This window comes from Streptomyces sp. NPDC003027, assembly GCF_053591435.1.
Genome location: NZ_JBSFTU010000023.1, coordinates 29,056 through 54,667, shown reverse-complemented (window position 1 = coordinate 54,667; position 25,612 = coordinate 29,056). Strand labels below are relative to the sequence as shown.

At 73.2% G+C, this 25,612-nt stretch carries 27 protein-coding genes and 2 pseudogenes; 16 read left to right on the top strand and 13 right to left on the bottom strand.

Translation table 11 applies throughout. The annotated features are described in order from the left end of the window. Positions 1-148 precede the first annotated feature (148 nt). On the top strand, positions 149-1,276 hold the full coding sequence (locus ACWDX6_RS18310) for an alpha/beta hydrolase (protein WP_451485921.1): 1,128 nt from the start codon (positions 149-151) through the stop codon (positions 1,274-1,276). A gap of 88 nt (positions 1,277-1,364) precedes the next feature. Then, the gene (locus ACWDX6_RS18305) at positions 1,365-2,771 is read left to right on the top strand and encodes a hypothetical protein (RefSeq protein ID WP_451485920.1); all 1,407 of its coding nucleotides are present in this window, start codon (positions 1,365-1,367) and stop codon (positions 2,769-2,771) included. A 19-nt stretch (positions 2,772-2,790) separates the two neighbouring features. Here ACWDX6_RS18305 and ACWDX6_RS18300 read toward each other — a convergent pair whose 3' ends face one another. Together ACWDX6_RS18300 and ypfJ are read right to left on the bottom strand one after the other, a co-directional pair. Further along, positions 2,791-3,192: a VOC family protein gene (locus ACWDX6_RS18300; protein ID WP_451485919.1), complete on the bottom strand. Its 402-nt coding sequence runs from the start codon at positions 3,190-3,192 to the stop codon at positions 2,791-2,793. Between the two features lie 71 nt (positions 3,193-3,263). Then, positions 3,264-4,154, bottom strand: a complete 891-nt coding sequence (ypfJ, locus tag ACWDX6_RS18295) for a KPN_02809 family neutral zinc metallopeptidase (RefSeq protein ID WP_451485918.1) — start codon at positions 4,152-4,154, stop codon at positions 3,264-3,266. Between the two features lie 251 nt (positions 4,155-4,405). Between ypfJ and ACWDX6_RS18290 the strand changes: the two genes are divergently transcribed. The 3 genes from ACWDX6_RS18290 (at position 4,406) to ACWDX6_RS18280 (ending at position 7,469) form a co-directional block, all read left to right on the top strand. Then, positions 4,406-6,004, top strand: coding sequence for an ABC-F family ATP-binding cassette domain-containing protein (locus ACWDX6_RS18290; RefSeq protein ID WP_451485917.1), 1,599 nt, complete (start codon positions 4,406-4,408; stop codon positions 6,002-6,004). A gap of 323 nt (positions 6,005-6,327) precedes the next feature. Beyond that, positions 6,328-6,549 carry a helix-turn-helix domain-containing protein gene (locus ACWDX6_RS18285; protein WP_006123601.1) on the top strand — a complete coding sequence of 74 codons (222 nt, stop codon included), beginning with the start codon at positions 6,328-6,330 and terminating at the stop codon, positions 6,547-6,549. 122 nt (positions 6,550-6,671) lie between these two features. Beyond that, complete coding sequence (locus ACWDX6_RS18280) at positions 6,672-7,469, top strand: enoyl-CoA hydratase/isomerase family protein (protein ID WP_451485916.1); 798 nt, start codon at positions 6,672-6,674, stop codon at positions 7,467-7,469. An 86-nt stretch (positions 7,470-7,555) separates the two neighbouring features. Here ACWDX6_RS18280 and ACWDX6_RS18275 read toward each other — a convergent pair whose 3' ends face one another. Further along, the gene (locus tag ACWDX6_RS18275; RefSeq protein WP_451485915.1) at positions 7,556-8,230 is read right to left on the bottom strand and encodes a hypothetical protein; all 675 of its coding nucleotides are present in this window, start codon (positions 8,228-8,230) and stop codon (positions 7,556-7,558) included. A gap of 93 nt (positions 8,231-8,323) precedes the next feature. Here ACWDX6_RS18275 and ACWDX6_RS18270 point away from each other — a divergent pair, with 93 nt between their 5' ends. Genes ACWDX6_RS18270 through amaP form a run of 5 tightly spaced genes read left to right on the top strand, consistent with a single transcriptional unit; the run spans position 8,324 to position 10,554 of the window. Then, complete coding sequence (locus tag ACWDX6_RS18270) at positions 8,324-8,770, top strand: Asp23/Gls24 family envelope stress response protein (protein WP_451485914.1); 447 nt, start codon at positions 8,324-8,326, stop codon at positions 8,768-8,770. A 29-nt stretch (positions 8,771-8,799) separates the two neighbouring features. Beyond that, positions 8,800-8,991: a hypothetical protein gene (locus ACWDX6_RS18265; RefSeq protein WP_451485913.1), complete on the top strand. Its 192-nt coding sequence runs from the start codon at positions 8,800-8,802 to the stop codon at positions 8,989-8,991. A gap of 6 nt (positions 8,992-8,997) precedes the next feature. After that, positions 8,998-9,348 (top strand): hypothetical protein, encoded by a 351-nt coding sequence (locus tag ACWDX6_RS18260; RefSeq protein ID WP_451485912.1) that lies wholly within the window; start codon positions 8,998-9,000, stop codon positions 9,346-9,348. Beyond that, positions 9,345-9,962: a DUF6286 domain-containing protein gene (locus ACWDX6_RS18255; protein WP_451485911.1), complete on the top strand. Its 618-nt coding sequence runs from the start codon at positions 9,345-9,347 to the stop codon at positions 9,960-9,962. Before ACWDX6_RS18260 ends, ACWDX6_RS18255 begins: the two co-directional genes overlap by 4 nt. A gap of 4 nt (positions 9,963-9,966) precedes the next feature. Next, complete coding sequence (amaP, locus tag ACWDX6_RS18250) at positions 9,967-10,554, top strand: alkaline shock response membrane anchor protein AmaP (protein ID WP_451485910.1); 588 nt, start codon at positions 9,967-9,969, stop codon at positions 10,552-10,554. A 35-nt stretch (positions 10,555-10,589) separates the two neighbouring features. Here amaP and ACWDX6_RS18245 read toward each other — a convergent pair whose 3' ends face one another. The 8 genes and pseudogenes from ACWDX6_RS18245 to ACWDX6_RS18210 form a co-directional block, all read right to left on the bottom strand. Continuing rightward, on the bottom strand, positions 10,590-11,345 hold the full coding sequence (locus ACWDX6_RS18245; protein WP_451485909.1) for an SDR family oxidoreductase: 756 nt from the start codon (positions 11,343-11,345) through the stop codon (positions 10,590-10,592). 4 nt (positions 11,346-11,349) lie between these two features. Then, positions 11,350-13,134, bottom strand: coding sequence for a glycoside hydrolase family 15 protein (locus ACWDX6_RS18240; RefSeq protein ID WP_451485908.1), 1,785 nt, complete (start codon positions 13,132-13,134; stop codon positions 11,350-11,352). Between the two features lie 52 nt (positions 13,135-13,186). Continuing rightward, positions 13,187-13,987, bottom strand: coding sequence for an SURF1 family cytochrome oxidase biogenesis protein (locus ACWDX6_RS18235; protein ID WP_451485907.1), 801 nt, complete (start codon positions 13,985-13,987; stop codon positions 13,187-13,189). Positions 13,988-14,159: 172 nt separating this feature from the next. After that, on the bottom strand, positions 14,160-14,393 hold the full coding sequence (locus tag ACWDX6_RS18230) for a hypothetical protein (protein WP_451485906.1): 234 nt from the start codon (positions 14,391-14,393) through the stop codon (positions 14,160-14,162). 54 nt (positions 14,394-14,447) lie between these two features. Then, a complete protein-coding gene (locus ACWDX6_RS18225; protein WP_451485905.1) occupies positions 14,448-15,422 on the bottom strand; it encodes a DEDDh family exonuclease in 975 nt (324 codons plus the stop codon). A 144-nt stretch (positions 15,423-15,566) separates the two neighbouring features. Further along, positions 15,567-16,718 (bottom strand): hypothetical protein, encoded by a 1,152-nt coding sequence (locus ACWDX6_RS18220; protein WP_451485974.1) that lies wholly within the window; start codon positions 16,716-16,718, stop codon positions 15,567-15,569. A gap of 766 nt (positions 16,719-17,484) precedes the next feature. Further along, a pseudogene (locus ACWDX6_RS18215) lies at positions 17,485-17,664 on the bottom strand (RING finger family 4 domain-containing protein); the annotation flags it as partial. A gap of 464 nt (positions 17,665-18,128) precedes the next feature. Further along, the gene (locus ACWDX6_RS18210; protein ID WP_451485904.1) at positions 18,129-18,476 is read right to left on the bottom strand and encodes a hypothetical protein; all 348 of its coding nucleotides are present in this window, start codon (positions 18,474-18,476) and stop codon (positions 18,129-18,131) included. A 216-nt stretch (positions 18,477-18,692) separates the two neighbouring features. Between ACWDX6_RS18210 and ACWDX6_RS18205 the strand changes: the two are divergent. The 6 genes and pseudogenes from ACWDX6_RS18205 to ACWDX6_RS18180 all read left to right on the top strand — a co-directional run. Further along, positions 18,693-18,920 (top strand): annotated as a pseudogene (locus ACWDX6_RS18205) (acetoacetate decarboxylase family protein); the annotation flags it as partial. A 71-nt stretch (positions 18,921-18,991) separates the two neighbouring features. After that, positions 18,992-19,888 (top strand): SDR family NAD(P)-dependent oxidoreductase, encoded by an 897-nt coding sequence (locus tag ACWDX6_RS18200; RefSeq protein WP_451485903.1) that lies wholly within the window; start codon positions 18,992-18,994, stop codon positions 19,886-19,888. Next, positions 19,885-20,070: a hypothetical protein gene (locus ACWDX6_RS18195; protein WP_451485902.1), complete on the top strand. Its 186-nt coding sequence runs from the start codon at positions 19,885-19,887 to the stop codon at positions 20,068-20,070. Before ACWDX6_RS18200 ends, ACWDX6_RS18195 begins: the two co-directional genes overlap by 4 nt. Beyond that, the gene (locus ACWDX6_RS18190) at positions 20,063-20,776 is read left to right on the top strand and encodes a VIT1/CCC1 transporter family protein (RefSeq protein WP_451485901.1); all 714 of its coding nucleotides are present in this window, start codon (positions 20,063-20,065) and stop codon (positions 20,774-20,776) included. The genes ACWDX6_RS18195 and ACWDX6_RS18190 overlap by 8 nt, the downstream gene beginning before the upstream one ends. Before the next feature lie 177 nt (positions 20,777-20,953). Further along, entirely contained in the window at positions 20,954-21,832 is an 879-nt protein-coding gene (locus tag ACWDX6_RS18185) for a sterol desaturase family protein (protein WP_451485900.1), read from the top strand. Beyond that, positions 21,769-22,488 (top strand): lysoplasmalogenase, encoded by a 720-nt coding sequence (locus ACWDX6_RS18180; protein ID WP_451485899.1) that lies wholly within the window; start codon positions 21,769-21,771, stop codon positions 22,486-22,488. Before ACWDX6_RS18185 ends, ACWDX6_RS18180 begins: the two co-directional genes overlap by 64 nt. Positions 22,489-22,501: 13 nt before the next feature. Here ACWDX6_RS18180 and ACWDX6_RS18175 read toward each other — a convergent pair whose 3' ends face one another. Further along, positions 22,502-23,803, bottom strand: a complete 1,302-nt coding sequence (locus ACWDX6_RS18175) for a CoA transferase (protein ID WP_451485898.1) — start codon at positions 23,801-23,803, stop codon at positions 22,502-22,504. An 86-nt stretch (positions 23,804-23,889) separates the two neighbouring features. Beyond that, the gene (locus ACWDX6_RS18170) at positions 23,890-25,428 is read right to left on the bottom strand and encodes a S8 family peptidase (RefSeq protein ID WP_451485897.1); all 1,539 of its coding nucleotides are present in this window, start codon (positions 25,426-25,428) and stop codon (positions 23,890-23,892) included. Positions 25,429-25,612 lie beyond the last annotated feature (184 nt).

Below are 25,612 nucleotides of genomic sequence, written 5' to 3'. Positions count from 1 at the left end.
GCCCCTCGCGCCCCGTGTCAGCACGTGGACGCCGACGGACCGGATCAGCCGACCGGGGGACCCCCCGAAGTGATCCACGTCACCCTCACGTGGCGCCGTACGGGTCCACCGGGTGGCGGCCCGACCCCGTCCTGACCACACTGGGACGGTGCGCCCGGCTCATGCGGCGGCAGCGGCCGTCACCACTCTGATCGGTGTCGGCGCGGCCGCGGTGGCGGCCGGCCGGTACGCGGGCGACGCCGCCCTCCAGGCGGCGTCCGGACGGCCCCTGCCCGGCGACCCCCGGCTCACCGTGCACGCCACCGGCCCCGGCCGGGTCACCCTCACTCGCAGCCTCGCCTCCCTGCGCCCCGGCACGTACGGCATCGAGGGCCCCGACTTCCACGGGTTCGTCGGGCCGGTCCTCGACCGGGTCCCGCACACCGCGGACACCGTCGTGCGCCGTCTGGAGCGGGTCGAGCTCGGCACGCTCCGGCCCGGCGCCCGGGTCCGGCTCACCCCGGAGCTGCACTCCGGCACCCCCCGGACCGCGCTCGGTGTCGAGTACGAGGACGTCGAGATCCCCGGTGAGCTCGGGACCCTGCCCGGCTGGCTGATCCCCGCCTCCCGCCCCACCTGGGTGATCGCCCTGCACGGACTCGGGACCACCCGCCGGCACCCCCTCAATCTCGTCCCCTTCCTCTCCCGCCGGCAGATCCCCGTCCTGTGCGTCGCCTACCGCGGCGACGAAGGCGCGCCCCGCTCCCCGGACGGCGTCGGCCACCTCGGCGACTCGGAGTGGCGGGACGTCGACGCGGCCATCCGCTACGCCGTCCGCCGGGGCGCCGGCGAGGTCGTGCTGCACGGCTGGGGGACCGGCGCCACGATGGCCCTGCACGCCGCCGCCCACTCCGGCGTACGGGACCGGATCCGCGGCGTCGTCCTCGACTCCCCGGTCCTCGACCAGGAGGCCGCGCTGCGCAACCTCGCCGCGGCCCGCCGGGTCCCCGGCCCGCTGCTGCCGCTCGCCGTCCGCGCCGCCCAGGGCAGGACGGGCCTGCGCGGCGACCGGCTCCGGGCGGTCGCGGACCCGGCCGCCCTGCGCGTGCCGGCCCTGGTCTTCCACGGCCCCGACGACACGATCGCGCCCTGGGAACCGTCCCGCGAACTCGCCGCGGGCCGCCCCGACCTGGTCAGCCTCCAGACGGTACGGCAGGCCCCGCACGCCGCCATGTGGAACGCCGACCCGCTCCGCTACGAAGAGGCCCTGCGGCGCTTTCTCACCCCCCTGCTGTAGCCCGCCCCGGACCGGTCCGTCACGGCGCGTATGACGGTGATCCCCGTTCCGATTGGGCTTTCGGGCCGTCAGCGGGAAGACTGCCCCCGTGACGTCTCGAAAGCCTGATGAGCAATTGGCGCGCAACTCCAGACTCCGACTCGTCCGTCCGCGGGCACTGGCCACCGCCCGACGGGCCGTGACGACCCGGCGTACCCGGCCGGCGCCGCGGCCGCCCGAGGGCACTCCGCCCCGCGCGGAACTGGCCCGCCAGGCACGGACCGTCCTCGCCGACGCCGTACGGATCGCCCGCTGGGCCGCCGTCGACCGCGAGGCCGACCTCACCGCTCCGGCCGGCCCCGAAGCCGTCTCCGCCCACGAACGGGCCGCCGCCGCACTCGACCTGACGCCCGACCAGGTCAGGGCCGGCTGGGACCGCGCCCGGCTCGCCGGACTCGTCGAACTCCACGGCGCCACCGCGCGCCCCGGCTGGCGGCTGCACGCCTGGGACAGGGACGACTCCGCCGTCCTGCGCGGCTGGGTGGCTCTGTTCGACGCCTGGTCCCTGGTCCACCCCGCGCCCGAGGGCGTGCCCGCCGGCGCCGTCGCCGAGGTCGTCGAGGCCGTCCCCCAGGTCCTCTCCCTGCTCCAGCTCTCGGCCGGACCCGTGCTCGTCCCGGCCCTCCTCGACCTGCTGCGGCAACGCGTCGACGAGCTGCGCGAGGAGCGCTGCGAGGTCCCCGTCCAGGGATCCCCGGCCGACGCGGGCGCCGCCGCGTCCGCCGCCGCCACCGACGGACTCCCCGCGCTGCTCGACTGGGCCCTGGAGGGCCTCGCCGCCGTCGGAGCCCTCACCCTGGGCGCGGGCCAGGCCACCCTGACCCCGCTCGGCAACTGGGCGGTCTGGGTCAAGCTGGAGCAGATCTGCGTCGCCGCCCAGAGCCCGGCGGGCAACATCGAGCAGTCCGCCGAGGACATGCTGCGAGGCTGTGCCCGCCTCACCCCCGGACCGGCCCGCGACGAGTACCGCGCGTGGCTCGCCGCCCGCACGCTCTCCAGCGCCGTCACCGAACTCCTGGCCGTCGCCCGTGGCGAGGACGCCCTGCTGCGCGGCCTCGCCTTCGAGGCGCTCCGGGTCGTGGGCGCCCCCGCCGAGGCCGAGGTCCGGGCGGCCGTCGAGGAGCCGTCGCTCCGTCCGTACGCCCTGCTCTGGCTCGCCGAGTACGACGGGGCCGACCCCGACGACGCACCCGACGTGCTGACCCGTGAGGAGGCCACCTGGCTCTGGGTCGACACCGCCGCGGCCGTCGCCGACCACGGCGAGAGCGCGCTGCTCGTACGCCACCTCGACTCCGCCGTGCAGGGCACGGTCCCGGCCCTGCTCGACGAGGTCCGCGCCGTGGGCCACCCCCGCACGGTCCAGGTCCTGGTCGCCCTCGCCGCCGCGCACCCCGACCCGGCCCTGGCCAAGGCCGTCCGCCGGGCGGCCTTCCAGGTCCACACCGGAAGGGGCTGAACGAGGGAGCGGGCCGTCGCTAGTCGGCGGCCCCCGGCGTGTACGTCCCGAAGCTCCAGACATTGCCCTCGGCGTCCCGGGCGATGTAGTCCCGCGAGCCGTAGTCCTGGTCCGTCGGCGGCATCACGATCTCGACCCCGTGCTGCACGGCCCGCGCGTGGTGTTCGTCCACGTCGTCCACGTGGACGAAGACCGCGGCCGGGCCCGCACCGGTCATCAGCTTGTCGAACTCGCTGCCGGTGCCCTTGCTGCCGAGCATCACCATGCCGTTGCCGTACGACAGCTCGGCGTGCACGACCTTGCCGTCCTCGCCCTCGTACACGGCGGTGTCGGTGAAGCCGAACGCCTCGGTGAGCAGCTTGATCGCCGCCTTCGCGTCGTCGTACGCCAGAGCCGGACAGATGTGGGGTCCCTCAGCCATCCCGATCACTCCTTCTCGTCGTCCACGTCGGAATGTGACCTGGGTCTCAGTCTCGCAGCCGCCGCCGACAATCAGCGGAAGGTGTCGCACCGCGCCATGTCGCCGGTCTCGAAGCCGGTGAGGAACCACCGCTGCCGCTGCGCCGCCGAGCCGTGCGTCCAGCTCTCCGGCGTCACCCGGCCCTGAAGCCTCTCCTGGATGCGGTCGTCGCCCACCGCGGCCGCCGCGTCGAGCCCGTCCCGGATGTCCGCGTCCGTCAGCCGGGTCAGCACCGGCCGGCCGGTCCTCTCGTCCGGTGTGGTCGTCGCGTGGTGCGCCCACACGCCGGCGTAGCAGTCCGCCTGCAGTTCGACCCGTACGGCGGGCGATCCGGCGCCCTGCCGGCCGTCCTGGGACCTGGCGAGCGTGCCCATCGTGTTCTGCACATGGTGGCCGTACTCGTGCGCCACCACGTACGCCTGCGCGAACGGGCCGCCGCTCGCCCCGAAGACGGTCCTCAGCTCGTCGAAGAAGCCCAGGTCCAGATAGACCCGGCGGTCGGCGGGGCAGTAGAACGGCCCGACCGCCGAGGTGGCCGTGCCGCAGGCCGTACCGACCCGCTGGGTGAACATCACCGTGCGCGCGTCCCCGTACCGTCCGCCCCGCCGGGCGTGCTCCGCCCGCCAGAAGTCCTGCACGCTGTTGACGACCGCCACGATCCGGCAGTCCTCGCGGGCGTTCGCGTCCGCGCCCGTCCGGCAGCTCCGCTCCACCTCGGCCATGCTCGACGAGGTCGCCGCGGGCTCCGGTTCCCCGGACGACAGCCCCAGCTCCTCGGGCCCCACCCCGAAGAGGACGCCGAGGACCAGCGCGATCAGTCCGACGACACCGCCGCCGACGGTGGCCTTCCCGCCGGGGATGCGGCTGCCGCGGACGTCCCGCACCTCCGTGGTGTCCAGGCCGGCGTCGTCGTCGAACCGCATGCCCACCGCCCTCCGCGTCTCCGTCACGGCGGTGGCCGCCGCTCTGCGCCGAGTATCGAGGAATTCGGCACCTCTCGCCCCTTTTGTCGAGAGCACGAGAAAGGCCCCGGTCTGCCCGCCCGTGGAGGCATGGCCGAAAACCAGTTGCAAGGGCCCGTTAGACTGGCCGTATGGCCATTCTCCTCGCGCATTAGCGGCGTCGAACCGCCCGAGAGCCCTTCCGCCGTCCATACCCGCCCTGGAGTCTGTCCGTGATCACCGCTTCCGGCATCGAGCTGCGCGCCGGCGCCCGCATCCTCATCGAGTCCGCTTCCTTCCGCATCGCCAAGGGCGACCGCATCGGCCTCGTCGGCCGCAACGGCGCGGGCAAGACCACCCTCACCAAGTGCCTCGCCGGCGAGGGCATGCCCGCCGGCGGCACCATCACCCGCTCGGGCGAGGTCGGCTACCTCCCGCAGGACCCGCGCACCGGCGACCTCGACGTCCTGGCCCGCGACCGCATCCTCTCCGCGCGCGGGCTCGACGTCCTCCTCCGCAAGATGCGGCAGAACGAGGAGCGCATCGCGACCGGCGCCGGGGCGACCCGCGACAAGGCGATGAAGCAGTACGAGCGCCAGGAGACCGAGTTCCTCACCAAGGGCGGGTACGCCGCCGAGGCCGAGGCGTCCACCATCGCCGCCGCCCTCGGGCTGCCCGACCGCGTCCTCGGCCAGCCGCTCCACACCCTCTCCGGTGGTCAGCGCCGCCGGATCGAGCTGGCCCGGATCCTCTTCTCCGACGCGGACACGCTCCTCCTCGACGAGCCCACCAACCACCTCGACGCCGACTCCATCGTCTGGCTGCGCGACTACCTCAAGAGCTACCGCGGCGGCTTCATCGTCATCTCCCACGACGTCGACCTCGTCGAGACCGTCGTCAACAAGGTCTTCTACCTGGACGCCAACCGCTCGACGATCGACGTCTACAACATGGGCTGGAAGCTTTACCAGCAGCAGCGCGAGGCCGACGAGAAGCGCCGCAGGCGCGAACGCCAGAACGCCGAGAAGAAGGCCGCCGCCCTCAACTCCCAGGCCGACAAGATGCGCGCCAAGGCCACCAAGACCGTCGCCGCGCAGAACATGGCCAAGCGCGCCGAGCGGCTGCTCTCGGGCCTGGACGCGGTCCGGGTCTCCGACAAGGTCGCCAAGCTCCGCTTCCCGGACCCCGCGCCCTGCGGCAAGACTCCGCTGACGGCGGAGGGCCTGTCCAAGTCCTACGGCTCGCTCGAGATCTTCACCGATGTGGATCTCGCCATCGACAAGGGCTCGCGCGTCGTCATCCTCGGCCTCAACGGCGCCGGCAAGACGACGCTGCTGCGGTTGCTCGGCGGCGTCGAGCAGCCCGACACCGGCGAGGTCACCCCGGGCCACGGCCTGAAGCTCGGCTACTACGCCCAGGAGCACGAGACCCTCGACCCGGAACGCTCGGTCCTGGAGAACATGCGGTCCGCCGCGCCCGACCTCGACCTCGTCGAGGTGCGCAAGGTGCTCGGCTCCTTCCTCTTCTCCGGCGACGACGTCGACAAGCCGGCCGGGGTGCTCTCCGGCGGTGAGAAGACCCGGCTCGCGCTCGCGACCCTCGTCGTCTCCTCGGCGAACGTGCTGCTCCTGGACGAGCCGACCAACAACCTCGACCCCGCGAGCCGTGAGGAGATCCTCGGCGCGCTGCGCACCTACAAGGGCGCGGTCGTGCTCGTCACCCACGACGAGGGGGCGGTCGAGGCGCTCCAGCCGGAGCGGATCATCCTGCTCCCGGACGGTGTCGAGGACCTGTGGGGCGCCGACTACGCGGACCTGGTGGCCCTCGCCTGATCATTCCGGCCTGGATCATTCGGCTCATGGGTGATCCTTCATCTGAGTGAGGACGTCTCATCCCCTCGGCGCGGCTCTCTGCGGAATCCTTCCGCCAGGGCCGCGCCGTGCTCGTTCCCCCGCGTACGGCGCTGACCTGGCACTTCCTGTCCGGACACAGGTCGAAGCGGCGATCAAGCCCTGCGGAATAAGTGCTTCCGGTCGTGGTGTCGGCTTTGCTGTCCGCAAACCTCACGGCACAGACCTTGTCGAATGGGTGGCCAGGACGTCCGGAAGGGGTGATCATGAGAAGTCCAGAGCGCACTTCCCATGAGGAGGCACGGGTGGCCGAGACTCTGAAGAAGGGCAGCCGGGTGACCGGCGCCGCGCGCGACAAGCTCGCGGCAGACCTGAAGAAGAAGTACGACTCCGGTGCGAGTATCCGGGCGCTGGCCGAGGAAACCGGCCGTTCCTACGGATTCGTCCACCGGATGCTCAGCGAGTCCGGAGTCACGCTGCGTGGACGCGGCGGAGCGACACGGGGCAAGAAGGCGGCCTCGGCCTGACATCGGGGCGCGGCTCGTCCGGTCCACCGTTTCCCACGGTGGCCACCCGGTCGACCGTGCGATCGACCGGGTGGTTACTGTGCAGTCACTTAGCAGTGCTGCACCGGAACCGGAGGCGCCCCATGACTTCGCTCGACTCTGTGCTCGTGTTCGACAAGGACGGTGTACGGCTCACCGTCGAGGACGCCGTTGCCACGGTGACGCTGACCAATCCGGCGAAGCGCAACGCTCAGTCTCCCGCTCTGTGGCGGGCGTTGACGGAGGCCGGCAGGTCGTTGCCCGGCAGCGTGCGGATCGTGGTCCTGCGTGGCGAGGGCATGTCCTTCTCCGCCGGACTCGACCGGCAGGCGTTCACGCCCGAGGGCTTCGACGGAGAGCCGTCCTTCCTGGACCTGGCACGTGGTTCAGACGATGACCTGGACGCGGTCATCGCCGAGTACCAGGAGGCGTTCACCTGGTGGCGCCGCAGCGACATCGTGTCGATCGCGGCTGTCCAGGGGCACGCCATCGGGGCCGGATTCCAGCTCGCCCTCGCCTGCGACCTGCGGGTCGTCGCCGACGACGTGCAGTTCGCCATGCGCGAGACCAGCCTGGGCCTCGTGCCGGACCTCACCGGCACGCACCCGCTCGTCTCGCTCGTCGGCTATGCCCGGGCGCTGGAGATCTGCGCCACGGGCCGCTTCGTCCACGCCGACGAGGCCGAGCGCATCGGCCTCGCCAACATCGCCGTGCCCGGCGCGGAACTCGACGCGGCCGTACGGGACCTGAGCGCCGCCCTGCTCGCGGCACCGCGCGACGCGGTGATCGAGACCAAGGCCCTGCTCCAGGCCGCCTCCGGCCGCACCTACGAGGACCAGCGCACCGCCGAACGCGCCGCCCAGGCCCGCCGCCTCCGCGACCTCGCAGGCCTCGGCGACTGACCCGGGCACCGGAGGCCCGGCGGGAGGGAGCCCCCGCCGCGCCGGGCCCCCTGCGCCGGGCGTCGCCCCGTCCCGCCCGCCCCGCCTCAGCGGATCTCCGAGACCAGCACCGTGACCGCCGTCGCCTCCGGCGCGGACGCGATCAGCCGTGTGCGGACCGACCTCGCCACGTCCAGGGCGCGGTGGCCGGACGTCACCGCCAGTTCCACCCGGAGCCGGCCCTCGGAGCGGTGGACCGGCGCGCCCAGGACGTCCGTCAGGGCCGCCACACCCTCGACCGCGAGGGCCGCGAGCGCCGCGGGGTCGTCCGCGGCCGGCGAGGTTCGCCCGGGTGGGGGAGCGGGGGCCGGTGATTCCGGCCCGCCTGCCGCCGGGTCCTCCACCAGGCCCGTCACCCGCAGGTCCACCTCCACCACCCCGAGCCCCAACTCACCCGCCGCCGAGGCGAACAGGGCCTCCCGAAGCTCCTCCGCGACGACCGGCAGCGGTCTTTCCGCCGTCGCCGCGAACGCCGCCGTGATCCGCAGCGGCCCCGGCGGCAGCCCGCCCGGCGGTACGGGGAACGGCGCCTCCTCTCCCGGTGCCACGAGAGCCACCCGCAACGGCCCCGGCACCACCCCTCGTACCGCCGCCGCTGCCCGCAGCAGCACCGTCCGCGCCGCGCGCTCCGTCAGCCACGCGCCGTCCGTCGCCTCCCCGAGCGGCAGCAGCCTGCCCGGGCCCAGGCGCTCTCGCACCGTCGTCGCCCAACCCTCAGTCATTGCCCCAGCCTGCCGCATCCACGGCGCGAGACCGGGCAAGCACACTTAATGTGGGCAAAGAAGCCAATAACTGCCCGGAAGGGATGAACGGCCATGAGTGAGGCAAACCCCGGCGAACCGTCCATGACGAAGCGCGGCGGCGCCCCCGCCACCCGGGGCCGGACCACGATCGCGGACGGAGTCGTCGAGAAGATCGCCGGCCTCGCCGCCCGTGACGTCGACGGCGTCCACGCCATGGGAAGCGGGCTCTCCCGCACCTTCGGCGCCGTCCGCGAGAAGGTCCCCGGTGGCGGCGGCACGAAATCGGGTGTCACGCGCGGTGTGAAGGCCGAGGTCGGCGAGGTGCAGACCGCCCTCGACCTGGAGATCGTCGTCGACTACGGCGTCTCCATCTCCGATGTCGCCGGTGACGTCCGCGAGAACGTGATCGCCGCCGTCGAGCGCATGACCGGCCTGGAAGTTGTCGAAGTGAACATCGCCGTCAGCGATGTGAAGCTGCCCGAGGAAGAGGAAGAAGAACCGGAGCAGCGGCTCCAGTAGCCGCGCGACACCCGGCGAAAGGGGTCGGTATGAACATGGCAATGGTCGGCCTGGTGGCCGGAATGGCCCTCGGCTTCGCCGGATACTTCGGCGGCTTCGGGGCGTTCCTGCTGGTCGCGGCGTTGGGAGCGGTCGGCTTCATCGCCGGTCGGTTCCTCGACGGGGATCTCGAACCCGGTGACCTCTTCAGGGGTCGTGAGCGTGGCGAACGGCGGAGGTGACCGGGTGTGACAACCGATCAGGTGGGGGCGGCGGCCCGCGGCGCGACGACGATCGCGGACCGGGTCGTCGCGAAGATCGCCGCACAGGCGGCACGGGAGGCGCTCGACACCGTGCCGAAGGGCGGCTCGGCACCGCACGCCTCGGTCGTCGTGCACCGTGGCACCGCACGCGTGGCCGTGAGCCTGGAGCTGCCCTACCCCTCCGACCTCGGCCGGCAGTGCGGCGCCGTGCGCGGACAGGTCGTGCGGCGGGTGAGGGAGCTGGTCGGCATGGAGGTGCCCGAGGTGGCCGTCCACGTGGAGCGGCTGCACTCCCCGCGCACCGCCAAGGGCGCGGCCCGGGGGAGGCTGGCATGAGTACCGAAACCAGGACGGCCGGGAGCCCCGGGCCCGAGGCCGTGCCCGTACTGAAGGACACGGCGCCCGTCCCGGTGCGCCGCTTCTGGGCCGTCCGGAGGATCCCCGCGGCGCTCGTCGCCGCTGCCGTCCTCGGCGGCGCGGGCCTGCTCCTCTACGACGTCGCGGCGGTACGGGCCGACCGCACGGCCATGCGCTGGCGGCGCGAACTCGCCGACGGCCTGGCCACCCGCCCGCTGGACAACGCCTGGATCCTGGCCGGGGCGTTCGCCGCCGTGCTCCTCGGCGCCTGGCTCCTGTTCCTGGCGGCCACGCCCGGCCTGCGGTCCGTGCTGCCGATGCGGCGCGAACACGCGGACGTACGGGCCGGCCTCGACCGGCAGGCCGCCGCCCTCGCCCTGCGGGACCGGGCGATGGAGGTCTCGGGCGTGCAGTCCGTACGGGTACGGATGAGGCGGCGCAAGGCGGCGGTGCGAGCGGTCTCGCACTTCCGTGAACTGGACGACGTACGGGCCGACCTGGAGCGCGCGCTGGCCACCGGCGTCGACGGACTCGGGCTCGCCCGTCCACCGGCGCTGACGGTCCGGGTCGGCCGGTCGCCGAGGAAGGGATGAGGGCATGACGGTCGTTCTCCGGCGCGTCAACCGGATCGTGCTCGGGCTCGCGGGGCTGCTGCTCGTCGTCGTCGGCGGGGCGGTCGCCGCCGCCGGACTCGACCTGCCGGTGCCGTCGTGGTGGCCCTGGTCCGGACCGTCCGACGTCCTGCTGAGCGAGTCGGGCCGACGGCGCTGGCGCGACGACGCCTGGTGGTGGCCGGCGGTCATCGCCACCCTCGGGCTGGTGGTGCTGCTCGCCCTGTGGTGGCTGGTCGCCCAGTTCCGGCGGGCCCGCCTGGCGGAGGTCCTCGTCGACACGGGCGACGGGGAGGGCGCGGCGGTACGCGGCCGGGCCCTGGAGGACGTCCTGGAGGCGGACGCCGCCGCGCAGGACGGTGTGGCCCGCGCCCGTGTCGCCCTGACCGGCCGCCGCACGGCCCCCCGCGCCCGCGTCGCCCTGTCGCTGGAGCCGTACGCCTCCCCCGGCGAGACCCTCACCACGCTGACCGGCGAAGCCCTGGCCCACGCCCGCACCTCGACGGGCCTGTCCTCGCTGCCGACCGAGGCCCGCCTGCGCGCCGTCAAGCACCGGGCCCGCCGCGTCAACTGACCGCCCGTGGCTGACGGGGACCGGCGTACGCCGCCTCAGAAGCCGTGCCGGGCGCCGCCGTCCACCGGGACCATGACGCCCGTCACGTACGAGGCCGCCGGCGACAGCAGGAACGCGGCCGTACGGCCGTACTCCTGCGGCGTGCCGTAGCGGCGCAGCGGGATGTGGGACTCGTTCGCCGTGCGCGCCGCGTCCGCGTCGCCCGACAGGGCGTCCAGGGACCGGACCCGGTCGGTGTCGATGCGACCGGGCAGCACACCGACGACCCGGATGCCCCGCGGGCCCAGATCGTTCGCGAGGGACTTCGCGAAACCGGCGAGGCCCGGGCGCAGGCCGTTGGAGATCGTCAGGCCCGGGATCGGCTCATGGACCGAGCCGGACAGGACGAAGCCGATGACCCCGCCCTCGGTCAGCGTCTCCGCCGCCGCCCGGGCCATCCGTACCGCCCCGAGGAAGACCGTCTCGAACGCCGACGACCACTGCTCGTCGGTGTTGTCCGCGCCGAAACCCGGCGGCGGGCCGCCCACGCTGACCAGGATCCCGTCGAAGCGGCCGAAGCGGGACCGCGCCTCGGCGATCACCCGCGCGGCCGCCTCCGGGTCGGCGTTGTCGGCGGCCACCCCGGCGGCGCCGGGACCCAGCTCCTCGACCGCCTCGGCGACCGGCTTCTCCTCGCGCCCGGTGATCACCACCTTCGCGCCCTCGGCGAGCAGCGCCTCGGCCGAAGCCCGGCCCAGCCCCCGCGTCGCCCCCGTCACCACGTACACACGGTCCTTCAGTCCAAGATCCATGGACCTATCCTGCCGTCTCCGTCCACGGCAGCGCGAGGGCGGTGCCCACGAGCCCCACATGGCTGAACGCCTGCGGGAAGTTCCCCAGCTGCCGCCGCGCCACCGGGTCGTACTCCTCCGCCAGCAGCCCCACGTCGTTGCGCAGCTCCAGGAGCCGCTCGAACAGCTCCCGCGCCTCGTCCTCCCGCCCGATCAGCCACAGCGCGTCCGCCAGCCAGAACGAGCAGACGAGGAACGTTCCCTCGCTGCCCGGAAGGCCGTCGACCGAGACGCCCTCGGTGCTGTACCGGCGCAGTAACCCGCCCTGCGTCAGCTCCTTGCGCACCGCCTCGACCGTCCCCACCACCCGGGGGTCCTCCGGCGGCAGGAACCCGACCTGCGGGATGAGCAGCGTCGCCGCGTCCAGGTCCCGCGAACCGTACGACTGCGTGAAGGTGTTGCGGCGGGAGTCGTACCCCTTCTCACAGACCTCCGCGTGGATCTCGTCCCGCATCACCCGCCACCGCGCCGCGTCCCCGGGCAGCGACGGGTCGGCCTCCAGCGTGCGCACCGCCCGGTCGGCCGCGACCCAGGCCATCACCTTGGAGTGCACGAAGTGGCGGCGCGGCCCCCGGACCTCCCACAGCCCCTCGTCCGGCTCGCGCCAGGTCGACTCCAGGAAGCCGAGCAGGCTCAGCTGGAGGTTCCAGGCGTGCCGCTGCGCCGGGATGCCCGCCTGCCGCGCCCGGTAGAGCGAGTCCATGACCTCGCCGTACACGTCGAGCTGGAACTGCTCCACCGCCGCGTTCCCGATCCGTACCGGCGCCGAGTCGGCGTGGCCGCGCAGCCAGGGGAGCGTCATCTCGGGCAGCCGCCGCTCACCGGCGGGGCCGTACATGATCTGCAGATCCGCCGGATCGCCGGCCACCGCGCGCAGCAGCCAGTCGCGCCACGCCGCCGCCTCGTCGACATAGCCGGCCGCGAGCAGCACACCGAGGGTGAGCGTGGAGTCGCGCAGCCAGCAGGAGCGGTAGTCCCAGTTCCGCACGCCGCCGATCTCCTCCGGCAGGGAGGTGGTGGGGGCGGCCACGATGCCGCCCGTCGGAGCGTAGGTGAGCGCCTTCAAAGTGATCAGCGAGCGCATCACCGCCTCGCGGTACGGGCCTTCGTAGGTGCACCGTGACGACCAGGCCCGCCACTCCGACAGGGACTGCTCCAGCGCGACGAACGGATCGATGAGCTTCGGCCGCGGCTCGTGCGAGGGGTGCCAGGTGAGGACGAAAGCCACCTTCTCACCGGCGGCGACGGTGAAGGTCGAGCAGGTGGAGAACTGCTGGCCCCAGGTCTTCACGGGCGGTTCGCTGCGCAGCCAGACCGAGTCGGGCCCGGCGATGGCCACCCGGTGCCCGTCGGTGCGCCGTATCCACGGCACGACCGAGCCGTAGTCGAAGCGGAGTCTGAGCACCGCGCTCATCTCCACGCTGCCGCTGACGCCTTCCACGATCCGCATCACATCGGGCGCCTTGTCGCGCTGCGGCATGAAGTCGACGACCTTGACGGTGCCGGTGCGGGTCTCCCAGTACGTCTCCAGGACAAGGGTGTCACCGGCGTACTCACGGCGGGTGCACGTCGTCGCGCCCGTGGGCGCGATCCGCCAGTGGCCGTTGTCCTCGTCGCCCAGGAGCGCGGCGAAGCAGGCGGCCGAGTCGAAGCGCGGCAGACAGAGCCAGTCGATCGAGCCGTCGCGTCCGACGAGCGCGGCGGTCTGGAGATCCCCGATGAGGGCGTAGTCGTCGATACGTTGCGTCACGCTCTGGCGTGTTCCCGAAAGCACCGACGGTCAATCCGCCGACCGCAGTGGGCTACACCGCAGCGGCGGCAGGCTCCGGAGTTCCCGCGCCGCCGTCCGCACGGGCCTCGGCTTCGCGATCGCGCTTCTCGCGGCGCACCAGGACGAACCAGCCGACCGGCACGCCGGCGGCGAAGAGCCACCACTGCACGGCGTACGCCATGTGCGCGCCGATCGAGTCGTGGTCGGGCTCGGGGACCAGTTCGGGGGAGCCACCGGCCGGTTCGGGCGCCGTCTGCTCCAGATAGCCGCCGAGGACCTCGCGGCCCAGCAGCTCCGCCTGCTGCTTGCTGTTGATCAGCATGACCTGACGGTCCGGCAGCCCGCGCAGGTCCTTGATGCCGCTGGCGCCGGTCGTCTCGTCGGCCTTGAGGCGGCCGGTCACGGTGACCTCGCCCCTGGGAGCAGGGGGGACCTCGGGGTAGGACTTCTGGTCGGGGGCGGCGGGGACCCAGCCGCGGTTGACGAGGACGGTACGGCCGTCCCGGAGCGCCAGCGGGGTCAGGACGAGGACGCCGACCCGGTCGTCGGCGTTGGTCCGGCGGCGGACGACGACCTCGTGCGCGGTGTCGAAGGTGCCGGTGGCGGTCACCCGGCGCCAGAAGTCGGCGCGCGGGACGGTGTGCCCGGGGGAGGTCAGCGACTCGATCGGGACGGGCTTCGCCTTCAGGTTGTCCGCGATCAGGGTGTTCTGGGCGACCCGGCGCTCGTGCCGGTGGAACTGCCAGAAACCCAGCTCGATCATCACGGGGATGAGGACGAGGGCGACGAGGGTGAGGATCACCCACTGCCGGGACAACAGGAAGCGGTACACGTCGTCGACGGTACAACGTCGCGAGGGGCCTCCTCGCGGCGGGTGCCGGAGGGGGCCGGGTCCGCACGGGCGGAACATCGGGGTGGGACGCCCGCGGCCGCGTACGTGATCCGGACCACACTCACCCGACCGAGGGGCCCGGGGCCGCGGCCCGGCCACGATCCGCCAGGTCCTAGACGTGGTCGACGATGCCCGCCTTTCCCTCCGCGCGGGCGCAGTGACCGCCGCAGTACCACTTGCCCTGGACCTCGACGCCCTGGCCGATGATCTGGACCCGGCAGTGCTCACAGATGGGCGCCATGCGGTGAATGGCGCAGGCGAAGCAGTCGAAGACGTGCACCGCGCCCTGCGCGTGCACTTCGAAGGACATGCCGTAATCGTTTCCGCAGACCTCACAACGTGCCATGCGCCACAGGGTGCGTCCCGGGGCGTACGAAGGGCGCGCGGCACGCCCGGCCGTTCACCCGTCTGCCGGGGCGACGTCCCGCAGCAGTTGGGTGAAGCCCGCCTCGTCGACGATCGGCGTGCCGAAGGACCTCGCCTTGACCGTCTTGGAGGTGACCGCGTCCGGGTCGTTCGTCACCAGCAGGCTCGTCAGCCGGGAGACGCTCGTCGCCACGTGGAGCCCCGCCTCGACGGCGCGGTCCTCCAGGAGCTCACGGTCGATGGAGGTGTCGCCCGAAAACGCCACCCTCATACCCTGCTTGAGCGGTTTGTCCGCTTCGTAACGTCCGGGGTTCGGGTACGGGCACGGCGGACGCTTCCGGGACGGCCGCCAGCCGTTCGCGTGGTACGAGGACTGGTGGCCGATCCGGGGCGTGACCGGCGCAGGCGCCCACTCCGTCAGCGGCCGGCATTCCAGCAGCGGCAGCCGTACGTTCCGTTCCGCCGCGGCGTGCAGGCTCGGCCGGAACGCCTCGGCCAGCACGCGCGCGTCGTCCAGCGCGTTGTGGGCCCGCTGCTGGACCACACCGAAGTGCGCGGCCAGCGACTCCAGCTTGTGGTTGGGCAGCGGCAGCGACAGCTCCTTGGACAGGGCGATGGTGCACAGCCGCTGGCGCACGGGCGCCGTGCGCTCGGCGCGGGCGTACTCGCGGGCGATCATCGACCAGTCGAACATCGCGTTGTGCGCCACCAGGACCCGGCCGTCGAGACGCGCCGAGAACTCGGCGGCGATCTCCGGGAAGAGCGGAGCCCCCTGGAGCGTCTCGGTGGTCAGCCCGTGGATCCAGACCGGCCCGGGGTCCCGCTCCGGGTTGACGAGCGTGTACCAGTGGTCCTCGACATTGCCCTGGGCGTCCAGGCGGTAGACGGCAGCAGACACTATCCGGTCGTCCCGGGCGAGTCCGGTGGTCTCCACGTCGACGACCGCGTACCCCGGTGGGTAGGCGGTCGGCCACGTCGCTGCTGTCGTGCGGTCGTCGAGCATGGTCACTGAGAATACGGGCCGCCGCCGACAACGCCGCCCCCGGTGTCCGTTTTCGGACCGTAACGCGGCCGCCGGCCCCACAGCCGGGTCCCACGGACGAGTGCCCTCACGGCAGTTCGCCCGCGACCTTCGCGGCCGCCTCCGTGGTGCTCAGCCCAGCATGGCCACGAGGTCCCCGGCGGCGGCCTGTTCGAGACCGCAGCCGTCCACCGGACCGGGCAGCAGCCGGTAGACCGTGCCCGTCGCCCCCTCGGGCACGAAGTCGCCGTCGACGAGGGCGAGGAGGATCCGCCTGCCGTCGGCGAGGCCCTCCGCCCAGTCCCTGGGCCACACGTCGTCAGGCTCCGCGAGCGTGCGCACCCGGGCCGCGAAGGCCGGGGCGTCCTCGTCCGCGCCGCGGACATAGCGCCACAGTTCCTCCTCGCGCACCACCGCCACCTCGGGCGACCGCGCCGCCGCGTGCCAGACCGCCAGGTCCCAGAGCGTGGTGCGCCCCGCCGTGAAGTACTGGTACAGGTCCTTGCCGACCCGGCCCAGATCGGCGCTGTGCGCGTACACGCTCTGGAAGCCCTCGGACGGCGGCAGATGAAGGTCCGTCCACAGGAAGGTGCGGTGCTCCAGGTCCACCAGCATCGGCACATGGATCCGGGCGTCACCCACCAGGTCGTACCGCTGCCGCACGGTCCTCGGGTCGTACTCCGCGCCCCTGCCCTCCCTGGAGGGGAGGGCCATGAAGCCGGCGAAGGCGTCGAGGAGCTGCTCGAACGGAACGTTGTTGTAGCTGAAGACGATGGGCATCGCGAACCGCACCCCCGTGTCGGCGAGCGCCGCCAGATCCAGGTCGGCGTACTCGGTGGCCCCCTTGGGGGCCGGCGCCGATACCAGGTCGCCGGAGTGGTCCACGGCGCGGTCGCCGTGGACCAGGTTGGTGTAGTCGCACAGCCCGGCGTACGTCCAGTCCGCGTCGAACAGCGCCACCGACAGATCCAGGTCCACCCGGGTCTTCGTCGGCTGCGTCCAGTGGAGGAACATCCGCAGGACCTCGCCCCGGGGCAGCGGCTGCGTCGAGCCGCGCGGCACGGAGACCAGAGCCTTGGCCGCGGCGCCCTCGGCCGACGGCACGGCCAGGCCGGACAGGCCCGCGTCGAGGACCGCGACGTCGAAGCGGGGAGCGTCCGCGAGCCGGCGCAGCACCTCGCCCTCCAGGAGGGCGCAGACCTCCGCGGTGACAGGGGCGGCCAGCGGAGCCCGCGTGTCGTCCAGCGTGTAGGCGTGCGCCACCCTGCCGCGCGGGAAGAACACCCGGCGGTCCCCGAGCAGGTGACGGATCCTGAGCCGTCCGAGCGCCGAGAGCAGTGGTCCGGGGGTGCGCGGCGGCGGTGCGCCGCAACGCCTCGCCCAGCGCGTCCCGCCCGGTCTCGAGGGAGGTGCCGCGCAGGACCGCGAAGGCCAGGGCGGCCCGCGGGTGCCGGGTGTGTCGCTCGAAGGGGTGAAGCGTCTCGGCCGCCTTCTTCCACAACCCCGGGTGGCGCAGCAGGTCCTCCACCAGCGAGGCGGTGTCGAGCCCGTCCAGGACGCCGAGGAGCTGCCGGCGCAGCGGGCGCGGCAGCGACCGGAACGGGCGGGGCTCCAGCAGATCGGCCTCACCCCCGGACCAGACCGCGAGCAGCCGCAGGACGTCGGTGGCGGTGGTCAGCCGGACCTCCAGCTCGGGCCGCACGGCCTCCCGGGTCGACCGGTCGAGCAGCAGCGTGCCGAGGAGCAGCGCCTTGGTCTCCCGTACGGGAATGTCGGCGGGCAGCCAGTCGAGCGCGGCCGGGGCGTGGGCCAGCAGCACCTTCAGGTCGTCGCGGTCGGCGGGGGAGGGCGGTGTACGGCGTGCGAGCAGGGTCCGCAGGGCCTTGGCGGCGTCGGCGGCGAGGTCGCGGCCGAGGGCGAGCAGCCGCAGCGGACCGGCGGCGGACTCCTCGTCCGCTTCGGGGACGGTCGCGGCGGCCGACGGCCTCAGGAACGGGTCCGCGGGGTCGAGTCGGCGGTGGCAGAGCGGACAGCCGGCGTAGTCGCCGCCGTCCCAGCAGCGGCGGCACACGAGGTGGGCGCAGGGCGAGACGGGATGCACGCTGCCCGGCGTCCCGCACAGCACGCAGGGTTGCGTCGGCCACTGGAGCAGCAGCGCGGACACCCGGTCCACGTACAGAGCGAAGGTGTCGTCCGGGACGGAGGCCGGGAAGGAGCGGAACAGCGGCATGTGCGGGCGGTCCGCGCCCAGTTCGGCGTCGAGGTGACCGAGCAGCCGTTTGCCGGCCTCCGCGAGCCCGGCCGGTCCGAGCCAGGCGAGCGCGGCGCGCAGCTCGGCGGTCGGGACGAAGCCGCGGTCCAGAAGCTCGGTCTCCAGGGCGACCAGGCCCTCGGAGGTGGAGGGGTCGCCGGGGCGGGGCCCGGCCTGGTCGACGTAGACCGTACGGAGACGGCGGAGCAGGACGGACGACACCACAGACAAAAAGGGATCTCCAGAGGGAGGGGAAGAGGGGGCGGGGACGGAGAGTGAGCGCGCTACGGAGTTCGGAGAGGAGGAGAAGGAAGCACGCTTGCGGAGCCGTCCCCGCGTGACCTCACCGTAGAACGGCCCCACGCGCGCGTGCCACCCGATTACGGCCTGCCCGATCACGGCCTCTCCGGGTCACGGCCTCTCCGGGTCAGGGCCTGTCCGGGTCAGGGCCTGTCCGGCACTGGCGCAGACGTCCCCAACAGCCCGTCCACCAGGGCCCGTACCGACGCCGTGAACAGCCGGTCGCTGTCGACGGGGCGGGCCGGCGCGCGGGCCGGCGCGGCGTCCGGGCCCGGATGTTCGGCGTCCCGGAGCGCCTCCTCGCCGGGCGACTGGACGGGGGCCCGCTCGCGGTCGCGTTCCACCAGGACGAAGCCGACGACCTGGAACTGCACGGCCCGGACGACCTCCGCCGCCCGCGCCCCGCGCAGCCCGGCCGCGTGCACCTCCTGGGCCAGAACCCGCTGCGCGGGCAGGAAGATCCGCTCCGTGAGGCCCCTTTCGTGGACCATCGCCACCAGGTGCGGGCGGTCGCGCAGTTCATGGTCAGGGCGTCCGGGCCGTGCCGCTTGACCAGGGCGGCGGCGGCCTCCAGGACCTCCTCCCGGCTCAGTGCGGTGCCAGGCATCGGCTTCCCCCAACTCCCGTCCGTGCGCGGGTCTTTACCCTCACCCGGCCCCGATGTGACTGTGTTACAGGCGCTGACGGTCCCTGAAGGGTGGTACGTCATGGCACGAGTACGGTACGGGGCACGCACCGAGGCCGAGATCACCGCGGCCCGTACGCGGAGCTCGAACCTCCCCGGCATCTGGTCCACCGGCGTGGCCGCCGTCTGGGAGACCGACCGGGACGTGGTCGCGGCCGTGCTGCCGGCGCCGCTCAAGCCCACCGCCCGGCCCCTGGTGGGGGCCGGCATCTCCCGGGTCGACCTGCCGGGCTGTCCCCTCGGCGCCGGACACCAGCGCTACGACGACCCCGGCCAGATCCCGGACGGACCGCCGGAGGGCGTGACCGCGGGGAGCGCGTGATGGAGCTGCGCGAGGGGCAGGTCGCCGTCGTCACCGGCGCGGCGAGCGGCATCGGGCTCGCCATGGCCCGCCGCTTCGCCGCCGAGGGCCTCGCCGTGGTCCTCGGCGACGTGGAGGAGGCCGCGCTCGCAGAGGTGGCCGACGAGTTCATGGAGGGCGGGGCGCAGATCCTCGCCCGTACGGTCGACGTCGGCGAACCCGACGCCGTCCGGGCGTTCGCCGACGCCGCGTACGACACCTTCGGCGCCGTCCACGTCCTCTGCAACAACGCGGGGGTCGCATCGGGCGCCGAGGGCCCCCTGTGGGAGCACGACCCCGACGACTGGAAGTGGGCCTTCTCCGTCAACGTCTGGGGCGTCTTCCACGGCATCCAGGCCTTCGTGCCGCGCATGCTCGCGGGCGGGGAGCCCGGCCATGTCGTCAACACCTCCTCCGGCGGCGGCATCGCCCCGCTCCCCGCCGCCTCCGTCCACGCCGTCGCCGAGGCGGCGGTGGTGACCATGACCGAGTCGCTCTACGCCCATCTCAAGGCGGAGCACGCGCGCGTGGGCGCCTCCGTGCTCTTCCCCGGCCCGCACATGCTGCGCACCGGCCTGTGGGAGTCGCACCGCAACCGGCCCGAGCGGTACGCCGAGCAGCGCCCGCGCAGGACCCCCTACCGCGGCCTCGACCAGTGGGAGGCGGCCATGAAGGAGGCGGGGCACGAGGTCGCGTTCACCCCCGTCGAGGAGGTCGCCGACCACGTCGTCGACGGCATCCGCGCCGACCGGTTCTGGATGCTGCCGGAGAGCGAGCACAGCGACCGCCGGATCCGCGCCCGGGCCCGGTCGATGCTGGACCGCGCCGACCCGTCGTACCTGGAGAGCTGCATCCTCGACCGAGGAGTCACGTCGTGACGCGGTACGGCGTCGGCCTGCCGTACCTGGACGCGATCGCCGCCGTCCACGGCCCGGCCGCCGAGGAGGTCGCCGCCCCGTTGAAGGAGGTGCCGGCGGACGCGACCAGCCCCCGCCTTCGCCCCGGGCGGGTCGGTGCGCGTCCGGTGACGGGACGGATGAGACTCTCCCGGGGTGACTGATGCCCCTGTCCACGACGAAGCCCACGGCGGAGGCCTCGGCTCCCGTCTCAACTGGCTCCGTGCCGCCGTCCTCGGGGCCAACGACGGAGTCGTCTCCACCGCGGGCCTCGTCGTCGGCGTCGCCGGTGCCACCGAGTCCCAGGCCGCGCTGCTGACCGCGGGCCTGGCCGGTCTGCTGGCCGGCTCGATGTCGATGGCGGCGGGGGAGTACGTCTCGGTCTCCACCCAGCGCGACTCGGAGAAGGCCGCCCTGGCCGTGGAGAAGCGCGAGCTGCGCGAGCAGCCGGAGGAGGAACTGGACGAGCTGACCGACCTGTTGTCGGCCCGCGGCCTCTCCGCGGACGTCGCCCGCGAGGCCGCGGAGCAGCTCACCGAACGCGACGCCCTGCGCGCCCACGCGCGCGTGGAGCTGGGTATCGACCCCGACGAGCTCACCAACCCCTGGCACGCGGCCGGCGCGAGCTTCCTCGCCTTCACCGTGGGCGCCCTGCTCCCGCTGCTCGCGATCGTGCTGCCCCCCGCCTCCGTCCGCCTCTGGGTCACCGTGGTGTCGGTCCTCGCAGCCCTCGCCCTCACCGGCTGGTGGAGCGCCCGCCTGGGCGCGGCCCCCGCACCACCGGCGATCCTGCGGAACATGGGGGGAGGGGCACTGGCGATGGCGGTGACGTACGCGGCGGGGTCACTGCTGGACGCGGCCGGCGTCTGACGGGCCGGGAACACCGCTGGACGCGGTCGGCGTCCGGCGGGCCGGGCCGCCGCCCCTGCGGGCGCGCCCGTCCCCGTCGTTGTCGGAAGGTGCCAAAGCCTGCTGACAAGTCGTCTCGCATACTTGTTGGTAACAACGTCTAGCCGTGCCCCGACACCCCCCTCTACCGTCAGCGGCATGCCCAACCTGCCCGATGTCGTGCTGTGGTCCATACCCGCGTTCGTGCTGCTCACCGTCGTGGAGATGATCAGCTACCGGCTCCATCCCGACGAGGACGCCGCCGGGTACGAGACCAAGGACGCCGCCACCAGCCTCGGCATGGGGATCGGCAGCCTCGTCTTCGACTTCCTCTGGAAGATCCCGATCGTCGCCATCTACACCGCCGTCTACGAACTGACCCCCCTGCGCGTCCCCGTCCTGTGGTGGACGATCCCGCTGATGCTGCTCGCGCAGGACTTCTTCTACTACTGGCAGCACCGCGGACACCACGTCATCCGCATCCTGTGGGCCTGCCACGTGGTGCACCACAGCAGCCGCAAGTTCAACCTCACCACCGCGCTGCGCCAGCCCTGGACCAGCCTGACGTCCTGGCCGTTCTATCTGCCGATGATCGCCCTCGGCGTGCACCCGGCCGCCATCGCCTTCTGCTACTCGGTCAATCTCGTCTACCAGTTCTGGATCCACACCGAGCGCATCGACAAGCTGCCCCGCCCCTTCGAGTACGTCCTCAACACCCCCTCCCACCACCGTGTCCACCACGCCTCGCAGGGCGGCTACCTGGACCGGAACTTCGGCGGCATCCTCATCGTCTGGGACCGGCTGTTCGGCTCGTGGGTCGGGGAGACCGACAAGCCCGTCTTCGGGCTCACCAAGAACATCGAGACCTACAACCCCCTGCGCGTCGCCACCCACGAGTACGCCGCCATCGCCCGCGACGTACGGGCCGCCACCAGCTGGCGCGAGCGCGCCGGACGGGTCTTCCGCGGACCCGGATGGCAGCCGGGGCCCGACACCCGCGAAGCCACCGGCCCCGCCGCGCCGGAGCCGGCCGCGTGAGCAGCCCCGCCGTCACCTCCGCCCCGGCCCAGGCGCCCGGCCTCTCCCGCGCGCTCCTCGCCGCCTTCCTCCTGGCCGTCGCCGCCGACCTGGTCTCCCTCCTGGCCGGCGCCGACCTCGGCCACCGGATCGCCAAGCCGCTGCTGATGCCGCTGCTCGCCGCGTACGCCGTCACCCGAGGCGCCCCCAAGCTCCTGACCGCGGCCCTCCTCCTCGGCTGGGGCGGGGACGTGTTCCTGCTCCTCGACGCCGACTGGGCCTTCCTCGTCGGCATGGGCTCCTTCGCCGCCGGACACGTCTGCTACCTGGTGCTGTTCGGACGACGGCGTACGCCACCCCTCCTCGGTCTCGGATACGCCGTCGCGCTGGTCGGCACCGTCGCCCTCCTCTGGCCCGACCTCCCCGCCGAGCTGCGCGTCCCCGTCGCCGGGTACTCGCTCCTGCTCACCGCCATGGCCTACCGCGCGAGCTCTCTCGGCCTCGCGGCCGGCGCGGGTGGAGCGCTCTTCCTGCTCTCCGACACGCTCATCGCGACCGGCGTCGCCGACTGGCCCCAGCTCCCCGCGCCCGACTTCTGGGTGATGCTCACCTACCTCGCCGCCCAGTACCTCCTGACGACCGGCGTCCTGAAGCCGGAGCGGGGTGAAAGCCGGTGACCCGGCCCCTGGGTCAGGCGGTGGACCAGACGGGCGCGTCGGCGCCCGCGACGCCCGGCGGACGCGACCAGCCCGCCGGGCCGCCGTCGTACGACACCGGCGACAGCGCGTGCCGCAGCCGCCCCAGCGGACCGTCCGTCTCGGTCAGGTACCGCTCCGGTTCATAGCGGGGGAGCGCGGTCGTCAGCCAGTGCCCCGTCTGCGCCAGCGCCAGGCGTACGAGACGGGTGCCGCCCTCCCGGTCCTGTTCGGTCAGCGACCGGAGGACCGCGGCCGCGAGCAGATAGCCGGACCCGTGGTCCAGGGCCTGCGCCGGCAGCGTCCCCGGCCGGTCCGCCGAGCCCTCGGTCACCGCGATCCCGGACGCCACCTGCACCAGGCTGTCGAAGCCGCGCCGCTCGGCCCAGGGGCCGTAGTCGCCCCATGCCGACAGGCGGGCGGTCACCAGACCCGGCCGGTGGAGGCCGAAGCGGTCCAGGGAGCCGGGGCGGTAGCCGGTGACCAGGACGTCGGCGGCGTCGAGGAGTTCGTCGAAGGCGCGGCGGTCCGACGGGCTGTCCAGGTCCAGCGCGGCCGTCCGCTTCCCGACGTCGGTGTCGGCGTGCTGGTCGGCCAGTTCGGGGTTCCGCGGCGGGTCGACGCGCAGCACGTCCGCGCCGAGGAGGGCGAGGGTGCGGGTGGCGACCGGGCCGGCGACGACCCGGGTCAGATCGAGGACCCGCAGGGGCCCCGAGCGCCGCCTGGGGGCGGCGTCGTCCAGCCGTTCACGGCTCAGCAACGGCCGTGCGGCCACCTGGCGGCCCTGCTCGTGGGCGGCCCACTCCTCGGGCGTGCGCAGGGCGACCGCCAGGCCCCCGGCCGCGTACACCGCCGTCTCCACCTCGACGGCCCGCCGCTCGGCGATCGCCGCCTCCACGGCCTCCACCGACTCCCCGCGCACACCCAGCGCCGCGAGCAGCGCCGCCCGGTGGTGCGGGTAGTTGGCGTGCGTACGGACCCAGCCGTCGCGGGCGCGCCAGAAGCGGGACAGCGGCGCGAAGCTGACCGGCGCCCGCCCGTCGACCCGGAGATGACGCTCGCTCACGAACGCGGTGGCCACCGCCCCGTCGTCCACCCGCACCCGCCCCGGCAGCCCCGCCCGCTCCACCGCGGCGAGCGAGCAGACCGCGACCGTGGCGCGGGCCAGCTCCATCACGGGCAGCCGGGCCGGCAGCAGTCCCGCCGGGCCCCCGTACCCCACGCGGTCGAGCAGGGCGGGATCGCCGCCCAGGGCCGACCACAACAACTCCGTACCTGTGCGTACCGTGGTGTCCATGCCCGCACTATGGCACTCCGTGCCATGCGAAGGGCCCCGGCGTGGCGCGACCGACAACGCCGCACCACACCGGGGCCCGTGGGGAACTAGCGGCGCACGGCGTCGAGGGCGTCGACCATCCCCGCGCCGTAGAAGCCGTTCTTGTTCGTGCCGCCCTCGCACACCGCGTCGACGGTGCCGTTGCCGTCGATGTCGTACGGGTTCGTGCAGGCGCGGTCGTCGGCCTGCGCGTACAGCAGCGCCTTGAGCGCCGCCGGACTCGCGTACGGACGGGTCGACTTCAGCAGCGCCAGCACGCCGGCCGCGTGCGGCGCGGCCATCGACGTACCGGCCTTGTAGTTGTAGCCGCCGTTGACCGTGGTCGACAGGATGCGGCCGTTGACCGCCGGGGCGTCCGGCGTCTGGTACTCGGTGCGGTCGCCGCCGGGCGCCGCGATGTCGATGACCCCCTGGCCGTAGTTGGAGTACGAGGCCTTCAGGTCCTTGGCGCCCGTGGCGGAGACGGTGACCACGCCCGGCAGCATGGCCGGGTAGTCGAAGCACTCCTTCGGGTCGATGACCCGCGTCACCGGCGTGGTGTCGTTCGGGCTGGTGACGTCGGTGATCTCGTCCGCCGCCAGGTCCATCCTCGAGTTGCCGGCCGCGGCGACGTTGACCGTGCCCTTGCGCTCGGCGTAACGGGTGGCCCGCGTGACCGCCTCGACCAGGGCCTTCTGGTCCTCGTCGTTCTTGCACGCGAACAGCCACGGGTCGGTGTAGTAGCTGTTGTTGGTGATGTCGACGCCATGCTCGGCCGCCCACATGAAGCCGCAGACGACGGCCTCGGTGTAGAAGAAGCCGTCCGGGGTGGAGACCTTGATGCCGGAGACCTTCACGCCCGGCGCGACACCGGTGATGCCGATGCCGTTCTTGGCGGCGGCGATGGTGCCGGCGACGTGCGTGCCGTGGTCGCTCTCGCCCGGGTTCGGACGCCATGAGCCCGGCGTCGTGTTCGGGGCGCCGGTCACGCAGTTGGCCGAGGACGCGGCGTCGAAGTTCGGCGCCAGGTCCGGGTGGGTGTCGTCGACGCCGGTGTCGATGACGCCGACCGTCACCTTGTCGCTGCCGAGCGTCTTCTGGTGGGCCTTGTCCGCCTTGATGGCCGGCAGGTCCCACTGCAGGGGCTCGAGCGGGTCCTGGTCCGCCGTGGCGCCGGCCGCCGCGGCCGTGGCCTCGGCGGCGGTGAGGGCCTGCGCGCCCTCGCCCACGGAGGTGTCGGTCTGGACGGAGAGCGGAGCCGTACGCGTCGCACCGGCCGACACCACACCCCGGGCCTGGCGGATCGTCTTCGCGAACTCGGGGTTCTGCGAGTGGACGACTATCACGCCTATCTGGTCATAGGAGATGACCACCGTGCCCCCGGCCGCGGCGATCGCCTTCTTGACCGAGGCGGCCGTCCAGCGACCCCCCTCGACGTTGACGACGTACGACAGCTTCGGGCCGTTCGTCGCCACGGCGGCCGTCGCCGGGGCGTCGCTCGCCACCGCGGCGGATGCGCCGGTCGGAAGGAAGCCGAGCGAGGCCGTGAGCGCGAGACCGGCCGGAAGAGCGAGTACTCGACCGCGTCTCGATCCCAGATGAGCCATGGGTTCTCCACATCATCCGTATGTCTGCCCGTACGCCGGTTGCGGGCGGGCAGGTGCATGACGAGTGAAGCTATCGCTGATCTTCCCGGACCTTCAATGAGTTGAGAGGACTTGATACAGATACGGAGGAAGATCCAGGAGACGGACAGGAGTGAGAAACGTCAGGTGTGAACCGCGTCGCCCC

Excerpts from the sequence above, each read along its gene's own strand:
- amaP (WP_451485910.1), top strand. The coding sequence starts at position 9,967 with ATGACGGTCGTTCTCCGGCGCGTCAACCGGATCGTGCTCGGGCTCGCG.
- ACWDX6_RS18265 (WP_451485913.1), top strand. The coding sequence starts at position 8,800 with ATGAACATGGCAATGGTCGGCCTGGTGGCCGGAATGGCCCTCGGCTTC.
- ACWDX6_RS18230 (WP_451485906.1), bottom strand. The coding sequence starts at position 14,393 with ATGGCACGTTGTGAGGTCTGCGGAAACGATTACGGCATGTCCTTCGAA.
- ACWDX6_RS18180 (WP_451485899.1), top strand. The coding sequence starts at position 21,769 with ATGGCAGCCGGGGCCCGACACCCGCGAAGCCACCGGCCCCGCCGCGCC.
- ACWDX6_RS18275 (WP_451485915.1), bottom strand. The coding sequence starts at position 8,230 with ATGACTGAGGGTTGGGCGACGACGGTGCGAGAGCGCCTGGGCCCGGGC.
- ACWDX6_RS18245 (WP_451485909.1), bottom strand. The coding sequence starts at position 11,345 with ATGGATCTTGGACTGAAGGACCGTGTGTACGTGGTGACGGGGGCGACG.
- ACWDX6_RS18200 (WP_451485903.1), top strand. The coding sequence starts at position 18,992 with ATGGAGCTGCGCGAGGGGCAGGTCGCCGTCGTCACCGGCGCGGCGAGC.
- ACWDX6_RS18185 (WP_451485900.1), top strand. The coding sequence starts at position 20,954 with ATGCCCAACCTGCCCGATGTCGTGCTGTGGTCCATACCCGCGTTCGTG.
- ypfJ (WP_451485918.1), bottom strand. The coding sequence starts at position 4,154 with ATGCGGTTCGACGACGACGCCGGCCTGGACACCACGGAGGTGCGGGAC.
- ACWDX6_RS18170 (WP_451485897.1), bottom strand. The coding sequence starts at position 25,428 with ATGGCTCATCTGGGATCGAGACGCGGTCGAGTACTCGCTCTTCCGGCC.
- ACWDX6_RS18300 (WP_451485919.1), bottom strand. The coding sequence starts at position 3,192 with ATGGCTGAGGGACCCCACATCTGTCCGGCTCTGGCGTACGACGACGCG.
- ACWDX6_RS18210 (WP_451485904.1), bottom strand. The coding sequence starts at position 18,476 with ATGGTCCACGAAAGGGGCCTCACGGAGCGGATCTTCCTGCCCGCGCAG.
- ACWDX6_RS18270 (WP_451485914.1), top strand. The coding sequence starts at position 8,324 with ATGAGTGAGGCAAACCCCGGCGAACCGTCCATGACGAAGCGCGGCGGC.
- ACWDX6_RS18255 (WP_451485911.1), top strand. The coding sequence starts at position 9,345 with ATGAGTACCGAAACCAGGACGGCCGGGAGCCCCGGGCCCGAGGCCGTG.
- ACWDX6_RS18175 (WP_451485898.1), bottom strand. The coding sequence starts at position 23,803 with ATGGACACCACGGTACGCACAGGTACGGAGTTGTTGTGGTCGGCCCTG.
- ACWDX6_RS18280 (WP_451485916.1), top strand. The coding sequence starts at position 6,672 with ATGACTTCGCTCGACTCTGTGCTCGTGTTCGACAAGGACGGTGTACGG.